The sequence below is a fragment of the Arthrobacter sp. Sr24 genome, assembly GCF_054511175.1.
The window spans coordinates 1-20,013 of the sequence record NZ_JBTNDB010000019.1 but is presented as its reverse complement, the minus strand read 5'-3'; the positions used below and the strand labels follow the sequence as shown (position 1 = coordinate 20,013).

Genomic DNA, 20,013 nt, shown 5'->3' with positions numbered 1-20,013 from the left:
TGGAGTGCCAGCGGGAGAGCCGGAGGGAGTCCCAGCGGGAGGCGCCGCACAGGGCGAGCACCAGCCCGCCGTTCTACGGGACATGGTGCCGGCGGACATTGACTTCATCACGGCACTGGACCGCCAACTTTTTGGCATCGATTCCTGGCCCCGGACCATGTTCGTGGATGAGATGGCCCAGCCAGAAACCCGGCGGTACATCATCGCGGAGCTGCCATCCGGCGTCGAACATCAGAGCAGTGAAGGTCAGGGGACAAGCAATAGTCCGTGGAAAACGGTGGCGGGTTACGCTGGGCTGATGTGTGTGCCGCCCATTGGCGACATTCAAACCATTGGTGTGCTGCCGAAATTCGAAGGGCGCGGCATTGCTCGGGCCATGCTCGATGAGCTCATTGCCGAGGCGATTCGGCGCGGTGCGCAGGACGTCATGCTGGAGGTTAGTTCCACCAATCCCCGGGCGCAGCGGCTGTATCAACGTTACGGTTTTGAGCATATTCACACGCGGCGCAAGTACTATCGGGACGGCTCGGACGGGCTCATCATGCGCCTGCAGCTTCCCGTTTCAACCACTTCGAAGGACCCATCATGAACCAGAGCAACCCGCTGATCCTGGGGATTGAGTCCTCGTGCGATGAAACAGGTGTGGGGCTTGTCCGCGGCACTGAGCTGCTGACCAACACGGTGTCCTCGTCCATGGAGGAACACGTCCGCTTCGGTGGCGTCATCCCGGAAATTGCCTCCCGTGCGCACCTTGACGCCTTCGTGCCGACGCTGTCCGCCGCGCTCGCCGATGCTGGCGTGAGCCTTGCCGACGTGGACGCGATCGCCGTCACGAGTGGTCCCGGTCTGGCCGGCGCGCTCATGGTGGGTGTCAGTGCAGCGAAGGCACTCGCATTGGCGACGGGCAAACCCCTCTATGCCATCAACCATTTGGTGGCACACGTGGGTGTGGGCCTGCTGGATGAGTCTATTGCTGCGGTGTACGACGGCGGGGCCCTCCCCGAGAATCTCGGTGCCCTTTTGGTGTCCGGTGGCCATACTGAGATCCTGCGGGTGCGCAGCATTGCCTCTGACGTGCAGCTGCTCGGTGCCACCATTGACGACGCCGCCGGGGAAGCATTCGACAAGGTGGCCCGACTACTGGGTCTGAACTACCCTGGCGGTCCGGCCATTGACCGCCTAGCCAAAGAAGGCAACGCCAAGGCCGTGCGCTTCCCGCGCGGGCTGACTATGCCGAAATATATGGGCACCGCCGAAGTGCCCGGCCCGCACCGCTACGACTTCTCCTTCTCTGGTCTCAAGACCGCAGTGGCGCGCTGTGTTGAAGGGTATGAGGCTCGCGGCGAGGAGGTCCCCGTGGCTGACATTGCGGCGTCGTTCCAGGAAGCTGTACTGGATGTCATCACCGCCAAAGCCATTCTGGCGTGCCGCGAACAGGGCATCACCACGCTGCTGCTGGGCGGCGGAGTAGCGGCCAATTCACGGCTCCGGGAACTGGCCGGGCAGCGGTGTTCGGCCGCTGGAATCACTCTTTTGGTGCCGAAGCTGTCCCTGTGCACCGACAACGGCGCCATGGTGGCCGCCTTGGGCGCGCAGCTCGTCATGAACGGCGTGGCCCCGAGCGATCTGTCCTTCGCCCCGGATTCCTCCATGCCCGTGACCAGTATTAGCCTCTAACCTGATTTCGACTTGCCACTTCACGTTCATGTTTCGCTGGCGGATCAACGTTTAGTGTCAACTCGATGAGCGGAGGGGAGCTGCGGCGCCCGGAAACCGTAGCCGGAGCAGCCGGTAGAGAATTCCCAGCGCGAACATCACCAATCCGGCCAGTACGGAGCTGAGCGGCAGTGTGGCGACCAAGATGACGCACGCCGCGGCTCCTAGCAGTTGCAGCGCTCGCGGATAGCGGCGGTCGGCTCCGCTCTGCGTGAACGCGGCAACGTTAGCGACCAAGTAGTAGACCAGCACGCCAAAGGATGAGAACCCAATGGCGCCGCGCAAATCAGCGAAGGCGACGATCACGCAGATCACCGCACCCAGAGCGAGTTCGGCTCGGTGCGGAACCTGGAATCGCGGGTGGACGGCGGCAAGGTACTGCGGCAGATCGCCTTCCCGGGCCATGGCGAGAGTGGTCCGTCCCAACCCGGCCACCAGCGCAAGCAGGGCACCTAACGACGCTAGAGCGGCACCAACTCGCACCACCGGAGCCGCCCAATCCCAGCTCCCGGCCGCCACCGCATCGGCGAGGGGAGAAGCAGTGGCGGCAACGCCGTCGGGCCCTAACACAGCGAGAAGACTGACGCCTATACCGGCGTAGAGGACGGCGGCGATGCCCAACGCCAGCAAAATGGCGCGGGGGATGGTCCGGCGGGGCTCGCGAACTTCCTCACCGAGTGTAGCGATCCGGGCATAGCCAGCAAAGGCGAAAAACAGCAGCCCGGCCGACTGCAGGATTCCGTACCACCCGTGCGAAAGTAGCCCGTCGCCGAGAAAGGTGCCGGGATTGCTACCGGTGGCTGGGTTGCCCGCCCACACGGCCGCAACCGCAATGGCTAGAGCTGAAAGAACCGCCACCACAATGATGCGGGCCAGCGCCGCGGTTCGGGTCACGCCCCGGTAATTCACTGCAACCAGAAGCACGACGGCGGCAATCGCCACCGGGCGCTCCCACCCCTCGGGCGCGGCGTAGGCGGCAAAGGTCATGGCCATGGCAGCGGCGCTGGCCACTTTGCCCACCACAAAACCCCAGCCTGCGAGGAAACCGGACCACGGCCCCAGCCGCTTGCGACCGTAGATATACGTGCCGCCGGAAGTGGGATACGCCGCGGCTAGCTGGGCGGAGGAGGTGGCATTGCAGTAGGCCACAAAGGCCGCCACGGCCAATCCAACAAGCAAACCGGAGCCCGCAGCTTGGGCGGCAGGGGTGAAAGCAGCAAACACGCCGGCGCCAATCATGGAGCCGAGTCCAATGACCACGGCGTCGAAGGTGCCTAGCTTGCGGGCCAGCGTCGCTGGGGTGCTCATATGAAATGCCTGCTTTGTTCGCTTCAATCTGACTGTTTGAGATTAGCCGATGCGCGTGAACGACGCATGAACGCCTAGTTGGCCGCTGGCAGTGTCAAGGGGCGGCTCATGGAGTCCTTCGCTCCGGGGACCAGCCCCAGGACACGATCACCTTCAACTAGCAGGAGAGGACTTATCCGAATGCCGCCTACGCAGAATGCTGATGGCGCCGGGAATCACGGAGAGCAGAACCATCGTGATCGCTATGAGGTCAATGTTTTTAGCGATGATCTCATAGTGCCCTAGCCACGTTCCCAGCATGACGATGGAACCGGCCCAGGCCACGCCCCCAGCAATGTTCCACAGCGTGAACTTCTTGTGGTTGTAGTGGGCAATTCCGGCGACGAGGGGCGCATAGGTGCGGACTACAGGGACAAAGCGTGCCAGCACAATGGCCCAGCCACCATGTTTGGCGAAGAACTCCTCGGTCTCCACCAGGTATTTGGTTTTGAGCACGCGGGCTTCGTCCTTGAACCAGCGCCGTCCAAATTTGCGCCCGAGCAGGTAGCCCACCTGATCACCGGCGATAGCAGCAAGCACCACCACCCCAATCAGAACCGGAAGCGAAATGTTGAGCTGCTGGTGCAGGAGCCCTGCAGTGAAGAGGAGTGAATCGCCGGGGAGGAAAGGGAAAAGGAGACCCGATTCGATGAATACAATCAAAGCTACGACGGCGAGCGTGGCAGGTCCCAGCCCGCTGAGTAGGGCCGCGGGGTCCAAGACCGAGAGGAGGCCGGTGGGAATCATGGAATGCAACAAGAGGATGCCTCGCTCAGGGGGTCGGACGGGTAGAAGGTCGGACAGGTGGAAGCAGAAGTAGCGCTGGGACCAGAATTAACTGTAGACCCGGCAGCTGGGTCAGGTTCGGGAAAAGTTGCTGCGCTCACATGTGAGAGTGGCGACTCAAGCGGACGGAAGCGGGGCAACGCTCTGATAACTGTGCCCCAGCTCTCGGCAAAAGCCGTTAGGAAGCCCTTGGGGTGTGGGGCGCCGGGCGCCGGTCCGTGGCGTGGATCTGGCCCCGCGATTTACTAAAAGGGGCGCGCTAGCGTCGCCGAAGACTGCGTGGGATGAGAGGCTAGTTGCTTGCCATCTCTGCCACTAATTCACGCACGACGGCGCGCAGCTCACCCTGGTGGGCTGCGGCGACTCGGCGCTGGCGTTGGTAGCTTGCGCCCGTGGCAATGATGTTCTCTACGCTGGCGAGTTCATCGGCGCAGCCCAACTTGGCGGCCACAGGTTCCAGCTTGTTCAGCAGTTCCACAAGGTGCTCGGTGACGAGCTGTTCCTTGCCAGCGGCATCGAGGATGATGATGGCGTCCATGCCGTATCTGGCAGCTCGCCACTTGTTTTCTTGGATGTGCCACGGTGGCATGGTGGGGATGGTGCCGCCGTCGTCAAGCGTGTCAGAAAAATCCTGCACCAAACACTGCGTCAGGGCAGCAACGGCGCCAATTTCCTCGAGTGTGGACATGCCGTCGCAGATGCGCATTTCAATGGTTCCCAAGCCAGCCACAGGACGGATGTCCCAACGGATTTCATTGTGCGCATCGATGACACCGGTGGTGAACATGTCCTGAACATACGATTCGTACGAGGCCCAATCAGGGAATTGGAACGGCAAACCTGCGGTGGGTAGTTGCTGGAACATCAAGGCTCGCTGGGAGGCGTAGCCGGTGTCCTGACCATTCCAGTAAGGGGAGGACGCCGAAAGCGCCTGAAAATGCGGGAAGTGATTAACCAGGCCGTCGAGCACTGGCATGGCCTTGGAAACGTGGTCCAGACCCACATGCACATGCACCCCGTAGATGAGCATCTGCGAGCCCCACCACTGGGTTCGATCCACCAGCTTGGCGTAGCGTTCCTTGTCCGTCACGGCCTGAGCGAAAGGGTCGCTGAAGGGGTGAGTTCCGGCACTGAGTAGCTCCAAGCCCAGCGGGGTGGTTGCCTTGCGCAGCGTGTTCAAGCTCCGGCGCAAATCTTCGAGCCCCTCAGAAACCGTGTGGTTAACGCCAGTGACCAATTCCACAGTGTTTTGCAGCATCTCACCCTTGATTTGAGGGTGTTCACCATCAACCCAAACGTCTGGATCAGCGGCCAAGATGTTGGCAAAAACATCGTTGGCGCGCGCTGCTAGATCGCCGGTTTCGGAGTCAACGAGAGCAATTTCCCACTCCAAACCAAGTGTAGATTGCTCAGATTTGGCGAAATCAATCTTCACTGCGAGGCCTCCTAGGCAATGCTGAATGGTGCTGAAGTAAGGGATGCGACGCGGCACGACACCAGCTGCATTTACGATTGTAGTTCAGGATCTGCGGCACAATGGATGCATGCCGATCCTGAACAAAGACATGACCTTGTGCATTTCCCTCGCGGCCCGCCCCAGCAACATTGGCACGCGCTTTCACAACTACCTCTACGACGCTCTGGGCCTGAACTTTATCTACAAAGCGTTCGCCCCGACCGATCTCGCGCAGGCCGTTGCCGGCATCAGGGGTCTGGGCATTCGTGGCGCCGCCGTCTCCATGCCGTATAAAGAGGACGTCATCGCCCTCATTGACGTCATGGACGCCTCCGCCTCGGCCATCGATTCGGTCAACACCATCGTCAATGACAGCGGCGTGCTCACCGCCTACAACACCGATTACCTCGCCATTGCCCGGCTGCTGGCTGAGAATGCCCTCGACCCAGAAACAACTGTGTTGTTGCGTGGCTCCGGCGGAATGGCTAAGGCTGTTGCCGCTGCCCTGCACGACGCCGGATTTGCGCGGGTCACGATAGTGGCTCGCAACGAGGAGCGAGGCCGGGCTCTTGCTGCGCTGTATGGATTCTCTTGGTTGGCTGAGGTTAGCGATGCCAGCGATGTGGCCGCCGGCATGCTCATCAATGTCACCCCGCTGGGGATGGCGGGAGCAGATGAAGCCGTGCAGTCCTTCAGCGACGCACTGGTGAGTGCCGCGCAAGTGGTGTTTGACGTCGTCGCGCTTCCCGCCGAAACCCCGCTGATCAAGGCGGCCCGTGCGGCCGGAAAGCAAGTTATCACGGGCGCCGAGGTCATCGCCATTCAGGCCGAGGAGCAGTTTGTGTTGTACACCGGGGTGCGGCCCAGCGCAGAGCTGGTCCGCGAAGCCTCCGAGTTTTCCCGCAGCTGACCCCGGACGCTCGCGCAGCAATGGTGTCTTTCCTCCGGACGCTCGCGCACCAATGGTGTCTTTCCTCCAAACGCTCGCGCAATGCGCGTAGACGTGGGTTTTGGGGTGACTCCGGCAGTGCGAGAGGGTTGTTGAGAAACGCACCATTGCTGCGAGAGGGCTGTTGGTGAAGGCCTATAAATGCTGACCTGAAGCGGCCCACTTAGCAGAAGAGCGACTGGTTAGCGCGCGTGTGGAGCATCCGCGAAGTCGTGGGGTTCCACCACGATGGCGACTCGGTCCTCGCCAATCCGTGTCAGTACCAAAGTCGCCTTGTTGGGGCCCTTGCCGGAGCCAGTGAGAAGTTGTCGGCGCAGTTCTTCCGGGGTGGTTGAAACTCCACGTTTCTTGATGTCCAGAACGCCAATCCGGTTGGCTTTGACCCAGGCCTTGAGGGCCTTGACGTTGAATGGCTTGACTTCGAGGACCTTGTAGCTCCGAGCAAAAGGAGTGTCGATCGGCTCATCGGAGGAGAGATAGGCAATGTGTTCATCGAGCAGATGGGCGCCCATCACGCGTGCTAGATCCGCCACAAGGCCGGCGCGGATGACTGCACCATCGGGCTCGTAGAGGAACCCGCTGACAGGGCCGATTTGAGCATCCTGCTCCTGTGGCTGATATTTTTCGGCGCTGGTCAGTTCGGCGCTGCCGTGTTTACCGATAACCAAAGCGGCGCGGCGTATGCCGGGGCGTGCCAGCTGATTGAAGTACAGCCCGGCCTCCACCACATCACCATTGATGGAAATCCATTGGGCCTCTGCGGTATTTGGGACGGCATCGTGGGGGATCCCCGGCCCCATTTTCACGCCCACTGCCAATCCCTTGTCCGCCAGCTCCTCCACGAAAGATAGCGGAGGTGAGAAGGCTTCGGGATCAAAGAGCCTTGTGGTGCCGGAGGTGCTGGTGGTGCGGCGGGCTGGATCCAGCCACACGCCCTCAATACCTGCGAGGTCAACGTTCTGAGCATTGGCACAAAGCACCTGCGCGTGCGGGAAAGGCATCAGGTTTACCGTGGTGCAGGCCGCGGTAATTTCATCCATTTCCACGGCCGTGACATTGATATCCAGACTCGCCATAGCTAAGGAATCAGCACCCAAACCGCAGCCCAGATCGGCAACTTTGGTGATGCCCGCCGTCGTAAATCTTTGGGCATGTAAGGCCGCAATGTTCAATCGAGTGGCTTGTTCCAGGCCAGCCTGGGTGAACAGCATTTGGTGGGCGAACTCGCCAAATTTGGCTTCTGCCTTGGCTCGCAACCGGGATTGGGTCAAGGCGGCGGCAACCAGCTCGGGGGAGTGGCCTGCTTTACGAAGTGAGTCGTTAAGTTTGAGGGAATCTTTTTCGTTATAGGGGCGCAGGGATAACAAAAGTTCCCAGCCTTCAACGGTTAGGAGCGGAGAAATTGCATCATGGGACATGCCCCAAGCCTAACTGCCGCAACTACTATGATGAGGGTCACAGTAAATACGCTACGCATAAGTTGCGCAATTATTTCCGGATGTAATAGTTTGTGATGACTGCTTATAAGGATTGCCTAAGCTAACCTACCTCTGGAGAAAAACGATGCTGAAGAAGCACCTACTCACGTTTGCCGCTACCGCCGCTGTTCTGGCGCTCACTGCCTGTGGCGGGCAGGCGGCCGCTACTTCTGAGGAAACCGCTGCGGCATCATCTGTCACCGTCGAAGACAATAACGGTTCGCAGACCATCAACCTCCCGCTGTCATCCGTTGTCGCTACCGACAACCGCACCTTTGAGACTCTCTCCGACTGGGGTGTAAAGCTCACGGCCGGTGCCGTCGCGTTGATGCCGAAGACCAGTGCTTACAAGACCGATACCTCCATCATCGACTTGGGCAGCCACCGCGAGCCGAACCTCGAAGCCGTTGTGGCCGCAGCTCCCCAGCTGATCGTCAATGGTCAGCGTTTTGCTCAGTTCCACGATGACTTCACCAAGTTGGCCCCGAATGCCACGGTACTTGAGTTGGATCCCCGCGAAGGTGAACCCTTAGATGCCGAGCTGAAGCGTCAGACCACGGTTCTGGGCGAGGTTTTTGGCAAGCAGGCTGAAGCGAAGAAGCTCACTGATGATCTTGACGCCGCGATTGTCCGGGCCAAGAAGGCCTACACCAAGGACTCGACGGTCATGGCCCTGATCACCTCCGGTGGCAACATCAACTACGCTGCTCCCGGCAACGGCCGCAGCTTGGGCCCTGTCTTTGACATCCTGGGCCTGACCCCGGCTCTGGAAGTCAAGGACGCCAGCACAGACCACCAGGGCGATGACATCTCCGTTGAAGCCATTGCCGGCTCCAACCCAGACTGGATCTTCGCCATGGACCGCGACGCCGCCACCGGCGCTGAGGACCCCACCTACGTGGCTGGCAAAGAACTGCTGACCAAGTCTGATGCCCTGAAGAACGTCACCGCTTCCAAGGAAGGCAACGTAATCTTCATGCCCAACGATTCCTACACCAACGAAGGGATCCAGACCTACACGGAGTTCTTCAACGCCATCGCCGACGCTTTCGAAGGCAAGTAATTTTCCTGATTTCCTAATGTGGTGGCGGGTCTGGGCCTCTTATCCAGACCCGCCACTGTGTTGGTTTCAACGGTGTTGTTTTACTGCGCTGGTGTCTGCTGCGTAAATTCCATGAGCAATCTGAAAGGGACGGCTGGACGATGACGGCCATGACCACCCGAGCCCCCTCCAAGGGCAAACTCTTTGACCCCAAACTCATCATCGGCATTGCCATCGTGGCTCTGCTGCTGGTGATTTCTCTGTTTACAGGTGTATACGACATTTTCGGCGGCAAGGATGGCGGCGAGATGTTCGCCATCACCCGCATCCCGCGCACCATTGGGCTGGTATTGGCGGGGGCCGCCATGGCGATGTCCGGGCTGGTAATGCAGTTGCTGACGCAAAATAGATTTGTCTCGCCCAGCACCACCGGAACCACCGAATGGGCGGGATTGGGCCTGCTGGTAGTCATGATCCTCTTTCCCACGGCCAGCATTCTGGCTAAAATGTCAGGCGCCATCGCGGCCGCCTTCATCGGCACCATGATCTTCTTTTTGTTTCTGCGCCGAGTTTCTCTAAAGGCGTCGTTGACAGTTCCTATTGTGGGCATCATGCTCGGCTCGGTGGTCGGCGCAATTTCCACTTTCATCGCTCTGCAAACCGATATGCTGCAGAGCCTGGGAATCTGGTTCGCCGGTAGCTTCACCGCAGTCCTGCGTGGGCAGTATGAGGTGCTGTGGATCGTAGCCATTGTGGCCGTGGTGATCTTCATCGTTGCGGACAGATTTACCGTAGCCGGTCTCGGCGAGGACATCGCCACCAACGTGGGCCTGAACTACAACCAGATCATGCTTCTCGGTACCGCACTGATCGCCGTCGCCACCGGCGTTGTGACCGTGGTGGTAGGCAATTTACCGTTCCTAGGGTTGATTGTCCCAAACATTGTCTCCATGTTCCGGGGTGATGATCTGCGCAGCAACCTGCCGTGGGTTTGTCTACTCGGCATTGCAATCGTGACGGTCTGCGACTTGATTGGGCGCACCATCATCATGCCCTTCGAGGTACCGGTTTCACTGATCCTAGGCATAGTCGGTGCCATCGTATTTATTGGACTTCTCCTAAGGCAGCGTCGAAATGCTTGATACCGGCACGAAGGTTTCTGTACCTGCCCGCAAAACCCCGAAAACCAGCCCGCGGATACGAAAATCAGGACCACTTCCTACGAAGGCTGTCAGCCGCAGGTACTGGATTGTCCTGAGCTTGCTGATTGTGCTGGCTCTAGGTTTTGGTGCTGGCCTACTCGCTTGGGATAACCCGATGCCCGTGGGCTCTCCCGGATTCTGGCTCATCGCCGAACTACGAGTCACCAGTGTAGGGGTCATGCTCATTGTGGCCGTATGTCAGGCGCTGGCCACCGTCAGTTTCCAAACGGTCACCAATAACCGCATCATCACCCCCTCCATCTTGGGGTTCGAATCCCTTTACATGGCGGTTCAAACAGCTGCCGTCTTTTTCATGGGCGCTGCTGGGGTTGTCGCCGTCCAAGGCGTCCCGCAATTCATGTTGCAGGTGGCCATCATGGTGGCGCTCTCGCTGGCACTGTTTGGTTGGCTGCTGTCCGGCAAGTATGGAAACCTGCAGATCATGCTGTTGGTGGGCATCGTCATCGGGGGCGGGCTTGGCTCCATCTCAACGTTCATGCAGCGTCTGCTGACGCCGAGTGAATTCGACATTCTCACGGCCCGGCTTTTTGGCTCCATCTCCAACGCCGATGTCAGCTACCTGCCTGTTGCCATTCCACTGGTCGTGGTGGCTGGCGTTCTTCTCCTCCTGAACTCCAAACGCCTCAACGTCATCGCACTGGGCAAGGATGCCAGCATCAACCTTGGCTTGAACCACCGCTTTGAGGTGATGCGCGTTCTGTTTCTGGTCTCCATCCTGATGGCCGTCTCTACCGCATTGGTTGGCCCCATGACATTCCTGGGCTTTCTCGTTGCCACTTTGGCTTATCAGCTCGCTGACAGTTACGACCACCGCTACATCTTCCCCGTTGCAGTCCTGACCGGATTCGTAGTCCTGTCCGGCGCCTACTTCATCATGAAGAACGTCTTCTACGCCGAAGGTGTGGTCTCGATCCTCATCGAAGCTATCGGCGGCACCGTCTTCCTCATCTTCATCCTCAGAAAGGGCCGTTTGTGATTACGCTCAAGGACGTCCACAAGAAATACAGCAGCGAAGTCGCCATCGGCCCGGTGGATTTGGTCATTCCGACCGGAGGGATCACGGCCATGGTGGGCCCTAACGGCGCGGGAAAATCCACGTTGCTGACCATGGTGGGGCGCTTGCTGGGTCTGGACGCCGGAACCATCGAGGTAGCCGGTTACGACGTGGCCAGCACCTCATCTAAGGACCTGGCCAAGATCGTCTCAATCCTGCGCCAAGAGAACCACTTCGTCACCCGGCTCACGGTTCGCCAGCTGGTAGGTTTTGGCCGTTTTCCATACTCCAAAGGCCGTCTCAACGCACAAGATGAAGAGCTCATCAGCCGTTCCATAGACTTCCTAGGCCTGGAAGATCTAGAAAACCGTTACCTTGACCAGCTCTCCGGTGGCCAGCGCCAGCGTGCCTATGTGGCCATGGTCTTGGCCCAGGATACCGAGCACGTCCTGCTCGATGAGCCGCTGAACAACCTGGATATGAAGCACTCCGCGCAGATGATGCAGCATCTGCACCGCGCCGCCGCGGAACTGGGGCGCACCATCGTGATCGTGCTTCACGACATCAATTTTGCCGGGCACTACGCCGATTACATCTGTGCCGTGAAGGACGGGAAAGTCATTGAGTTTGGCACTCCGGCCCAGATCATGACGGGCGAGGTCCTGAGCCGGGTCTTTGACACCCCGGTTGAGGTTATTGACGGTCCTCGTGGTCCGTTGGCCGTGTACTACTGAGAAACTCCCGACGCTATCGCAGCAATGGTGTGATTTTGACGGACGCTAGCCCACTGAGGTGCGATAGCGTCCCGATTTTTTCAGCCATTGCTGCGATAGCGTCTGCTGTGTGCGTCTGGGCGGTGCAGGCGACTGCTAGCTGTCCTTGCGGATCCAACGGAACGTGATGCGGCACAGTACCAGGCCTGCCACGAGCCACAGCCCCATGACCAAAGCCACCAGTCCTAAGTCCCACGCACCGCTGGACTCTGCGGCCTCAAACGATGCTGGCAAGAACACGCTGCGCATGCCCTGGGCCATCCATTTCAGCGGGAAAATACTGGCGAAGTTTTGCAACCAGGAAGGCAGCTGAGTAAAACTCAAATACACGCCAGAGATGAATTGCAGAACTAATACCAGAGGGATCACCACTGCGGTGGCACTTTTGCCTGTGCGCGGCAACGCGGAGAGGGCAATGCCCAAAACGCAACTGGTGATCACACCAAATAAGAAGACCCAAGCAAACGTCAGCCATTTGTCGGCATCCGTGGGTAGCTCAACGTTGAAGGCAAAGCGGGCGACCAACAGCAGCAGCAATACCTGCGCCACGGAGCTCACCAGCACCATGCCGATCTTGCCCATGAAGTAGGCAAACACCGGCAGGGGAGTACCTCCCAAACGTTTGAGTGTCCCATCGCCCTTCTCCGTGGCGATATCCACGGCCAAGTTTTGGACGCCGCTGAGCAGCATGCCCGCGGCCACCATACCCGGAACATAAAACGCGGCCCAGGAAATGCCGCCACTGCCATCAGGTGCAGCGCCCACATTTTCGGTAGTGCTGAAGGCGACGGCAAAAATGGAGAGCATCACGATCGGGAACAAAAACGTGAAAAACACCGAATCGCCCTGACGGAAATACAGTTTAAGTTCGTAGCCGATACGGAACATGCCCAGCTGCAAAGTTCTCATGCCGCACCGCCTTCCAGAGCAGCCGGCTTGGAATCCTGCGATTCCGCCTGCTGTGCGGCCGCGTGAGCGCCCACCATGTCCAAGTAAATGTCCTCGAGACTTGGCCGGGTGATTTCCAGGCCAGGGACCTCCCCTCCATGCTCCGCGAACAGCCGGGCTGCCAGTGCCGCTGGTTCGCTGGTGCGTTCAGAACGGGTGGCCCCACCTTGGCGCCACCGAACTAACGGCACACGGGCCTCGGTGCCGCCTATCTCGTCAATTGCACCAATGTCTACTAGTTTGCCGCCAGCAATCACGCCGGCTCGGTCAGCCAGCGTGGCCGCCTCGTCGAGGTAGTGAGTGGTCAACAAGATAGTGGTCCCTTCGCTCTTGAGCTGATTGATCAGGTCCCAGAATTGCCGCCGCGCCTCCGGATCAAAACCCGTGGTGGGTTCATCGAGAAACAAAAGCTTGGGCCTGCCAATGATCCCCAAGGCCACATCCACGCGCCGACGCTGACCACCGGAGAGTTTGCTGATCCGCGTTTTGGCCTTGCTGCCCAGCCCCACAGCCTCAATAACATCGGAGACCTTGCGTGGGTGAGGGTAATAGGCGGCGAAGTGATTCAACTGTTCAAGGACTGTGACGTTGCCGCTCTCACCTGTCGACTGCAGCACGATTCCCAGTTGGGCTTTCCAATCCAAACCACCCTGTTGCGGATCTACGCCTAGCACTTGAACATCGCCGCTAGTCCTATCTCGGTAACCCTCCAAGATTTCAATAGTGGTGCTCTTCCCAGCGCCATTGGGGCCCAGAAGCGCAAAAGTTTCGCCCTCATGGATATCGAAGCTGATGCCATCGACGGCCGTGAAGGTGCCATAGCTTTTCTTCAGGTCACGCACTTGAACAGGGCTTAAAGTCATGGCTGCATCTTTTCACCCGCACCTGATTGTGAACAAGCCGCACGAACACCGCGGCCAAAGCTGCCACCAAAGGTGCGCCGTGAGCGAAACTAGGCCCGCCGTCGTCGTACTTTTCACGACGAATCTGGCACTCGCCTTGACCGAGTGCTAATCAGTTCCCTAGAGTCGGAGTTAGCACTCTCACCCTGAGGGTGCCAACTTGCTTTTCTTTTTGGCCATGGGAGCATCACCGGCACCGCGACGACGGTTGGGCTCCAAAAAATCATGGACGAGAAGATTGCCAAGCATCCAAAAAATTTACGTGTGAAGGAGAGGTCCGAGTGTCGGTCTCTATTAAGCCTCTTGAGGATCGTATTGTTGTTCGCCAGCTCGAAGCAGAGCTGACTACCGCTTCCGGTCTGGTTATCCCGGACACTGCCAAGGAAAAGCCCCAGGAGGGCGAAGTAGTGGCAGTGGGCCCCGGACGTGTTGACGACAACGGCAACCGTGTTCCGATCGACGTTGCTGTTGGCGACGTAGTCATCTACTCCAAGTACGGTGGCACCGAAGTCAAGACCGGTGGCGAGGAACTGTTGGTTCTCTCTGCCCGCGACGTACTGGCAATCGTCGTTAAGTAACGACTTTCGTCAACCACTTTTGTAAAGCCCCGTGCCCAGATCTGTGATCGAGCCAATCGAGACCAGTCACCGGTGCGGGGTCTTTGCGTGAAAGGACAAACGCATGGCAAAGCAGCTTCAGTTTAATGACGATGCACGCAAGGCCCTCGAGGCCGGCATCGACAAGTTGGCGGACACCGTCAAAGTAACGTTGGGCCCGCGCGGTCGCAACGTTGTGCTCGATAAGAAGTGGGGTGCTCCCACCATCACCAACGACGGCGTGACGATCGCTCGCGAAGTTGAGTTGGAAGACCCCTACGAAAACCTTGGCGCACAGCTGGCCAAGGAAGTTGCCACGAAGACCAACGATGTTGCCGGCGACGGCACCACCACGGCCACCGTTCTGGCACAGGCACTGGTCAAGGAAGGCCTGCGCAACGTAGCCGCAGGTGCGGCTCCCAGCGAGCTCAAGCGCGGCATCCAGGTTTCGGTTGAAGCCATTGCCAAGCGCCTGCTGGAGAACGCTCGCCCGGTTGAGGGTGGACAGGTTGCAGAAGTTGCAGCCATCTCCGCTCAGAGCCAGGAAATCGGCGATCTTCTCGCCGAGGCGTTCGATAAGGTCGGCAAGGATGGTGTCATCACCATTGAAGAGTCCTCCACCACCTCCACCGAACTGGTCCTCACCGAGGGCATGCAGTTCGACAAGGGCTACCTGTCCCCGTACTTCGTCACTGACGCAGAACGCCAGGAAGCAGTCATGGAAGACGCACTGGTTCTGATTAACCAGGGCAAAATCTCCAACCTGCAGGAGTTTCTGCCGCTGCTGGAGAAGGCGCTTGCTGCCAACAAGCCGCTGTTCATCATTGCTGAAGACGTCGACGGCGAGGCACTGTCCACGCTGATCGTGAACCGCCTGCGCGGCACGTTGAACGTTGTAGCTGTCAAGGCACCGGGCTTCGGTGACCGCCGCAAGGCCATGCTGCAGGACATTGCAATCCTGACCGGCGCACAGGTTGTCTCCCCGGAGATCGGCTTGTCCCTGGACCAGGTTGGCCTTGAGGTACTGGGTACGGCTCGCCGCATCACGGTCACCAAGGACAACACCACCATCGTTGACGGTGCTGGCACGGCTGAGGATGTTGCTGATCGTGTTGCTCAGCTGCACGCCGAGCTCAAGCGCACCGACTCCGACTGGGACAAGGAAAAGCTGCAGGAACGTCTGGCCAAGCTGGCCGGCGGCATCGGCGTCATCAAGGTTGGCGCAGCCACCGAGGTTGAGCTCAAGGAAAAGAAGCACCGTATCGAGGACGCTGTCTCCGCTACGCGCGCTGCTTTGGAAGAGGGCATTGTTGCCGGTGGCGGTTCCGCACTGGTACAGGCCGCCAAGGCACTCGACGAAGATGCTGCTGTGCTTGCGCTGACTGGCGACGCCGCAACGGCTATCGCACTGGTTCGCAAGGCTGTTGCTCAGCCGCTGCGCTGGATCGCACAGAACGCTGGCCATGACGGCTACGTTGTAGTGCACAAGGTTGGCGAACTTGAAGACGGCTTCGGCTTCAACGCAGCTACCGGCGTCTACGAGAACCTGGTTTCCGCTGGCGTCATCGACCCGGTCAAGGTCACCCGTTCAGCCCTGCGCAACGCTTCCTCCATCGCAGCTTTGGTGCTCACCACCGAAGTTCTCGTGACGGAAAAGCCTGCCGAGGTCGAAGAAGCACACCAGCACTAGTCCCCACTCGCCGGTTTAATCTCGGCTGATTAAAGACGGCGCTTGCGGATAAAGATGGTTGTATACAGCCATCCGAATCCGCAAGCGCCGTCTTTTTGCGTTCTACTTCCGGCGCCGCCCAGGCGCCAGAGCGCGCAGGGCATACAGGATCGTGGCCAGGTCGATCACTTCTTGAGCCAGGGCACCAGCCACGGCTGGAATCTTGCCAAAAGCGGCGAAGAACATTAACCCCACGCTCAGGATGATGCCGATCCAGATGCTCTCCACTGCGATCCGGATGGTGCGTTGCCCGATCGCCACAGCCTGTGCCACCTTGGCGAGATCATCCACCATGATGACAACGTCTGCTGACTCGCTGGCAGCGGTGGAACCCTTGGCACCCATGGCAATACCGACGTCGGCCGCGGCCAGAACAGGTGCATCGTTAATGCCGTCGCCCACCATCAGCACACCACGGTTTGGCAGTTCGCTGACAAGCCGGACCTTATCGGCAGGTAACAACCCGGCGTGGACTTCGGTAATGCCAGCTTCGGCCGCGATGAAGTTTGCTGTGGCTGCGGCGTCACCGGTGAGCATTACGGTGTCGGCAACTCCCAAGTCTTGTAATTGAGCCAGTGTTGCGGCGGCTTCGAGTCGAAGCGGATCGCGCATGATCAAGGTCCCGGCAAACTCACCATCAACACCCACATATACGGCAAGCTGTCCTCCAGTTAGCGGAGCCTGTTGGACCCCGGAGGCTTGTGAAGCTACAAACGACTGCTTGCCGACCAGTACCCGGCTCCCATTGATGAGAGCACTTACCCCATCGGTGGCATGCTCGGTTGCATCTTCGGAAGTTGACAGAGGTAGACCCCGCGAAAGCCCTTCAGCCACGACCGCAGCCGCAAGTGCATGGGAAGAATACTGTTCTGCGGAAGCAGCGAGAGTCAGCAACTCATCCGGGTGCATGGAAACGCTACGTACTTCGTCCAATGACGGGTTGCCCGCGGTGAGCGTCCCGGTCTTATCGAAGGCGGCCGTCTTGACCCGAGCCAATTGTTCAAGGGTGCCTCCGCCCTTGACAATGACCCCCGATTTCGCGGCTCGGCTCATGCCACCAAGGAAAGCGACCGGTGCCGCGATCAGCAGCGGACAGGGTGTGGCCACCACCAGTACCTCCGCAAAGCGGGCCGGGTCACCGCTGAGGTACCAAGCGATTCCCGCTAGGGCCAATGAAAACGCGGTGAAAGGAACGGCGTATCGATCCGCCAGGCGCACCACGGGCGCCTTACTTTCCGACGCCTCTCGCACTAGGGCAATAATGCGGCTGAACTGCGAATCCTCTTCACGGGCGGTGACCCTGAAGCGGATCGCGGCAGGCCCGTTGACGGCGCCACTGGGCACAAAATCTCCGGAGGCATGCTCCACAGGCAGGCTTTCACCGGTCAGCGCGGACTCATCAAACATGGCCGGACCGTTCAGCAGGGTCCCATCCACCGGCAGCACCTCAGAAGGGCGGACCAGCAAAGTATCACCAATCTCAACCTCAGCCAGTGGGACATCACTCGTGGATCCGTCGGCATTCTCGCGGTGGGCTGCCCGGGGCGCACGGTCCATGAGGGCCCGCAACTCACGGGCGGCACGTCCGGTGGCATAATCTTCGAGTGCGGCACCGCCTGTCAGCATCAAAATGATGATTAATGACGCCAAATATTCGCCGACAGAGACCGTCGCCACGATCGCCGTGATGGCGAGAATGTCGATTCCCCAATGGCCACGCAGAATGTCTTTGACCATGCCGAAACCCTGGTAGAGGACGATCGCCATGGCGTAGAGGCTCGCGCTCCAGCGGGCGCCCGCGTCAGCACCCAGCAACAACATGAGGCCCACAACTAGGCCAACCAGCACGGTCAGCCAGACCAGCGGGTAACGCCTTAGTGCGGCCACAATCCGGGATTGTTCAGGAGCCTCCGTGGCCGCGGAAGCATGGGCCAGAGCTGACGCTGGGGCAGGTGCTTTTTCCTTCATGGGCAACACTCTTCCCTAACGGCACACAAGCCGCCACTGACGGTAGCCTCGTGACAACGGGGCCTGGACCAAAACTGGCCCCGTGAGCACGGTGAGAACCGGGACCAAGGCACCGGACGACGTCGTTCCTCACCGCTTGCTGCCAGCCAGAGTTCCAGCGCTGCGAAGGCACCGGAATGGCCGCGCAGCCCACCGCCGGTGTGACGCACGGAACGGGAATAGGGCAACGGCCGCTTTCGTTTTAGACTGTAACCAACGCACAGGCTAGCTTCGTAATTACGGGACCGGCCATTGGATGCACACCCCTCAAATGGTTCTACCCCCGCCAAGGAGCCTTCGTGTCCCAGCCTGAAATCCATGATCCTTTCGCCTTTGTTGGCCTGACATACGACGACGTTTTGCTCCTTCCCGGGCACACCAACGTCATCCCCTCCGAAGCTGATACCAGCTCACGGGTTTCCAAGCGCATCACGGTCCAGACTCCGTTGCTCTCAGCCGCAATGGACACCGTGACCGAGTCACGCATGGCCATCGCCATGGCACGCCAAGGCGGTTTGGGTGTTGTTCACCGCAACCTCTCGATCGAACGCCAGGCCGAGGAAGTGGATCTGGTCAAGCGCAGCGAATCCGGCATGATCACCAACCCGGTCACCGTTGGCCCTGACGCCACCTTGGCTGAACTCGATGAGTTGTGTGCCCGGTTCCGCGTGTCAGGGCTGCCGGTTGTGGATCAGGATGGCCGCCTCATGGGCATCGTCACCAACCGCGACACCGTGTTCATTCCGGAAAACGAATACTCCACGCGCCTGGTCCGCGATGTCATGACGAACATGCCGCTGATCACCGGCCAGGTTGGCATCAGCCGCGAAGAAGCATCGGGCCTGCTGGCTAAGAACAAGATTGAAAAGCTTCCCCTCGTGGACAAGGCTGGCGTCCTTCGCGGCCTCATCACCGTCAAGGATTTCGCCAAGGCCGAGCAATACCCGTTGGCCACCAAGGACGACGAAGGTCGCCTGCGTGTTGGTGCTGCGATCGGTTTCTTCGGCGACGGTTACGAGCGCGCCATGGCTCTTGTCGACGCCGGTGTTGACGCGTTGTTCGTAGACACCGCCAACGGCCACAGCCAGGGTGTGCTGGAAATGATTCAGCGTCTGAAGAAGGAAAAGTCTGCCGCCCACGTTGACGTCATCGGTGGCCAGGCAGCAACCCGCGAGGGCGCCCAGGCCCTGATCGACGCCGGTGCTGACGGCATCAAGGTTGGCGTTGGTCCGGGATCCATCTGCACCACCCGTGTGGTGGCAGGTGTTGGCGTTCCGCAGATCACCGCCATTTACGAATCCTCCAAGGCTGCTATCCCGGCCGGTGTTCCGCTGATTGCCGATGGCGGGCTGCAGTACTCCGGCGATATCGGCAAGGCTCTGGTAGCGGGCGCCGATACCGTCATGATCGGCTCACTTTTGGCCGGTACCGAGGAATCCCCGGGCGAGACCGTGTTCGTCAACGGCAAGCAGTTCAAGGCCTACCGCGGCATGGGCTCGTTGGGTGCCATGCAGACCCGCGGCAACAACACTTCCTACTCCAAGGACCGTTATTTCCAGGCCGATGTTTCCGGTGATGAGAAGCTCATCCCCGAAGGCATCGAGGGCCGCGTGGCTTATCGCGGGCCGCTGGCTTCGGTGGCTTACCAGTTGGTGGGTGGCCTGCGCCAGACCATGTTCTACGTCGGATCGCCCACCATCCCTGAGCTGAAAGCGCGCGGCAAGTTTGTGCGCATCACGGCTGCTGGCCTGAAGGAATCACACCCCCATGACATCACCATGACCGTGGAAGCTCCGAACTACAACAAGTAAATACCTCTCAAGCACGACGGCGGCCGGTCACCTTTTGTTCAAAGGGTGGCCGGCCGCTGGACTGGTTTAGGTGGTTTAGGTGGTTCAAGTGGTTTAGGTGGTTCAAGTGGGGTGCAGGGCGATGTGGACGCCTTCCCCAGCGCGATTGTTGAAGTGGTTTCATCGAGTTCTGACCTTAGCGGGGGGGGGGGGGGAGGGGGGGACCCAGACCTACCCAGAGGGAAAAAAAAGAGAAAAAAAGAACCAAAAGACCTCC

At 59.6% G+C, this 20,013-nt stretch carries 17 protein-coding genes; 10 read left to right on the top strand and 7 right to left on the bottom strand.

Translation table 11 applies throughout. The features are described from left to right. Positions 1-4: 4 nt before the first annotated feature. Entirely contained in the window at positions 5-589 is a 585-nt protein-coding gene (locus ACX80D_RS12575; protein WP_459323038.1) for a GNAT family N-acetyltransferase, read from the top strand. Continuing rightward, the gene (gene tsaD / locus ACX80D_RS12570) at positions 586-1,677 is read left to right on the top strand and encodes a tRNA (adenosine(37)-N6)-threonylcarbamoyltransferase complex transferase subunit TsaD (RefSeq protein WP_459323036.1); all 1,092 of its coding nucleotides are present in this window, start codon (positions 586-588) and stop codon (positions 1,675-1,677) included. The genes ACX80D_RS12575 and tsaD overlap by 4 nt, the downstream gene beginning before the upstream one ends. 57 nt (positions 1,678-1,734) lie before the next feature. Here tsaD and ACX80D_RS12565 read toward each other — a convergent pair whose 3' ends face one another. The 3 genes from ACX80D_RS12565 to ACX80D_RS12555 form a co-directional block, all read right to left on the bottom strand. Further along, positions 1,735-3,024 carry an APC family permease gene (locus ACX80D_RS12565; RefSeq protein ID WP_459323034.1) on the bottom strand — a complete coding sequence of 430 codons (1,290 nt, stop codon included), beginning with the start codon at positions 3,022-3,024 and terminating at the stop codon, positions 1,735-1,737. A gap of 153 nt (positions 3,025-3,177) precedes the next feature. Next, positions 3,178-3,822, bottom strand: coding sequence for a DedA family protein (locus ACX80D_RS12560; RefSeq protein ID WP_459323033.1), 645 nt, complete (start codon positions 3,820-3,822; stop codon positions 3,178-3,180). A gap of 319 nt (positions 3,823-4,141) precedes the next feature. After that, the gene (locus ACX80D_RS12555; RefSeq protein ID WP_459323032.1) at positions 4,142-5,284 is read right to left on the bottom strand and encodes a glutamate--cysteine ligase; all 1,143 of its coding nucleotides are present in this window, start codon (positions 5,282-5,284) and stop codon (positions 4,142-4,144) included. A 109-nt stretch (positions 5,285-5,393) separates the two neighbouring features. Here ACX80D_RS12555 and ACX80D_RS12550 point away from each other — a divergent pair, with 109 nt between their 5' ends. Further along, positions 5,394-6,215 carry a shikimate 5-dehydrogenase gene (locus ACX80D_RS12550; RefSeq protein WP_459323031.1) on the top strand — a complete coding sequence of 274 codons (822 nt, stop codon included), beginning with the start codon at positions 5,394-5,396 and terminating at the stop codon, positions 6,213-6,215. 221 nt (positions 6,216-6,436) lie between these two features. Here the strand turns inward: ACX80D_RS12550 and ACX80D_RS12545 are convergent, their stop codons facing one another. Further along, positions 6,437-7,672 carry a class I SAM-dependent methyltransferase gene (locus ACX80D_RS12545; protein ID WP_459323030.1) on the bottom strand — a complete coding sequence of 412 codons (1,236 nt, stop codon included), beginning with the start codon at positions 7,670-7,672 and terminating at the stop codon, positions 6,437-6,439. 145 nt (positions 7,673-7,817) lie between these two features. Between ACX80D_RS12545 and ACX80D_RS12540 the strand changes: the two genes are divergently transcribed. From ACX80D_RS12540 to ACX80D_RS12525, 4 genes are all read left to right on the top strand, one after another. After that, positions 7,818-8,795, top strand: a complete 978-nt coding sequence (locus ACX80D_RS12540; protein ID WP_459323029.1) for a siderophore ABC transporter substrate-binding protein — start codon at positions 7,818-7,820, stop codon at positions 8,793-8,795. Between the two features lie 149 nt (positions 8,796-8,944). Beyond that, positions 8,945-9,916, top strand: a complete 972-nt coding sequence (locus ACX80D_RS12535) for an ABC transporter permease (RefSeq protein ID WP_459323028.1) — start codon at positions 8,945-8,947, stop codon at positions 9,914-9,916. Further along, positions 9,909-10,973 (top strand): iron chelate uptake ABC transporter family permease subunit, encoded by a 1,065-nt coding sequence (locus ACX80D_RS12530; protein WP_459323026.1) that lies wholly within the window; start codon positions 9,909-9,911, stop codon positions 10,971-10,973. The genes ACX80D_RS12535 and ACX80D_RS12530 overlap by 8 nt, the downstream gene beginning before the upstream one ends. Beyond that, positions 10,970-11,725: an iron ABC transporter ATP-binding protein gene (locus ACX80D_RS12525; RefSeq protein ID WP_459323025.1), complete on the top strand. Its 756-nt coding sequence runs from the start codon at positions 10,970-10,972 to the stop codon at positions 11,723-11,725. The genes ACX80D_RS12530 and ACX80D_RS12525 overlap by 4 nt, the downstream gene beginning before the upstream one ends. 135 nt (positions 11,726-11,860) lie before the next feature. Here the strand turns inward: ACX80D_RS12525 and ACX80D_RS12520 are convergent, their stop codons facing one another. Both ACX80D_RS12520 and ACX80D_RS12515 read right to left on the bottom strand, forming a co-directional pair. Continuing rightward, positions 11,861-12,673 carry an ABC transporter permease gene (locus ACX80D_RS12520; RefSeq protein ID WP_459323023.1) on the bottom strand — a complete coding sequence of 271 codons (813 nt, stop codon included), beginning with the start codon at positions 12,671-12,673 and terminating at the stop codon, positions 11,861-11,863. Continuing rightward, positions 12,670-13,575 carry an ABC transporter ATP-binding protein gene (locus ACX80D_RS12515; RefSeq protein ID WP_459323022.1) on the bottom strand — a complete coding sequence of 302 codons (906 nt, stop codon included), beginning with the start codon at positions 13,573-13,575 and terminating at the stop codon, positions 12,670-12,672. Before ACX80D_RS12515 ends, ACX80D_RS12520 begins: the two co-directional genes overlap by 4 nt. A 320-nt stretch (positions 13,576-13,895) precedes the next feature. Here ACX80D_RS12515 and groES point away from each other — a divergent pair, with 320 nt between their 5' ends. Beyond that, complete coding sequence (gene groES, locus ACX80D_RS12510) at positions 13,896-14,192, top strand: co-chaperone GroES (RefSeq protein WP_038464523.1); 297 nt, start codon at positions 13,896-13,898, stop codon at positions 14,190-14,192. Between the two features lie 103 nt (positions 14,193-14,295). Next, a complete protein-coding gene (gene groL, locus ACX80D_RS12505) occupies positions 14,296-15,900 on the top strand; it encodes a chaperonin GroEL (RefSeq protein WP_459323020.1) in 1,605 nt (534 codons plus the stop codon). Between the two features lie 102 nt (positions 15,901-16,002). Here the strand turns inward: groL and ACX80D_RS12500 are convergent, their stop codons facing one another. Continuing rightward, the gene (locus ACX80D_RS12500; RefSeq protein WP_459323019.1) at positions 16,003-17,907 is read right to left on the bottom strand and encodes a heavy metal translocating P-type ATPase; all 1,905 of its coding nucleotides are present in this window, start codon (positions 17,905-17,907) and stop codon (positions 16,003-16,005) included. A 338-nt stretch (positions 17,908-18,245) separates the two neighbouring features. Between ACX80D_RS12500 and guaB the strand changes: the two genes are divergently transcribed. Next, entirely contained in the window at positions 18,246-19,757 is a 1,512-nt protein-coding gene (gene guaB / locus ACX80D_RS12495) for an IMP dehydrogenase (protein ID WP_459323018.1), read from the top strand. The last annotated feature ends 256 nt before the right edge of the window (positions 19,758-20,013 follow it).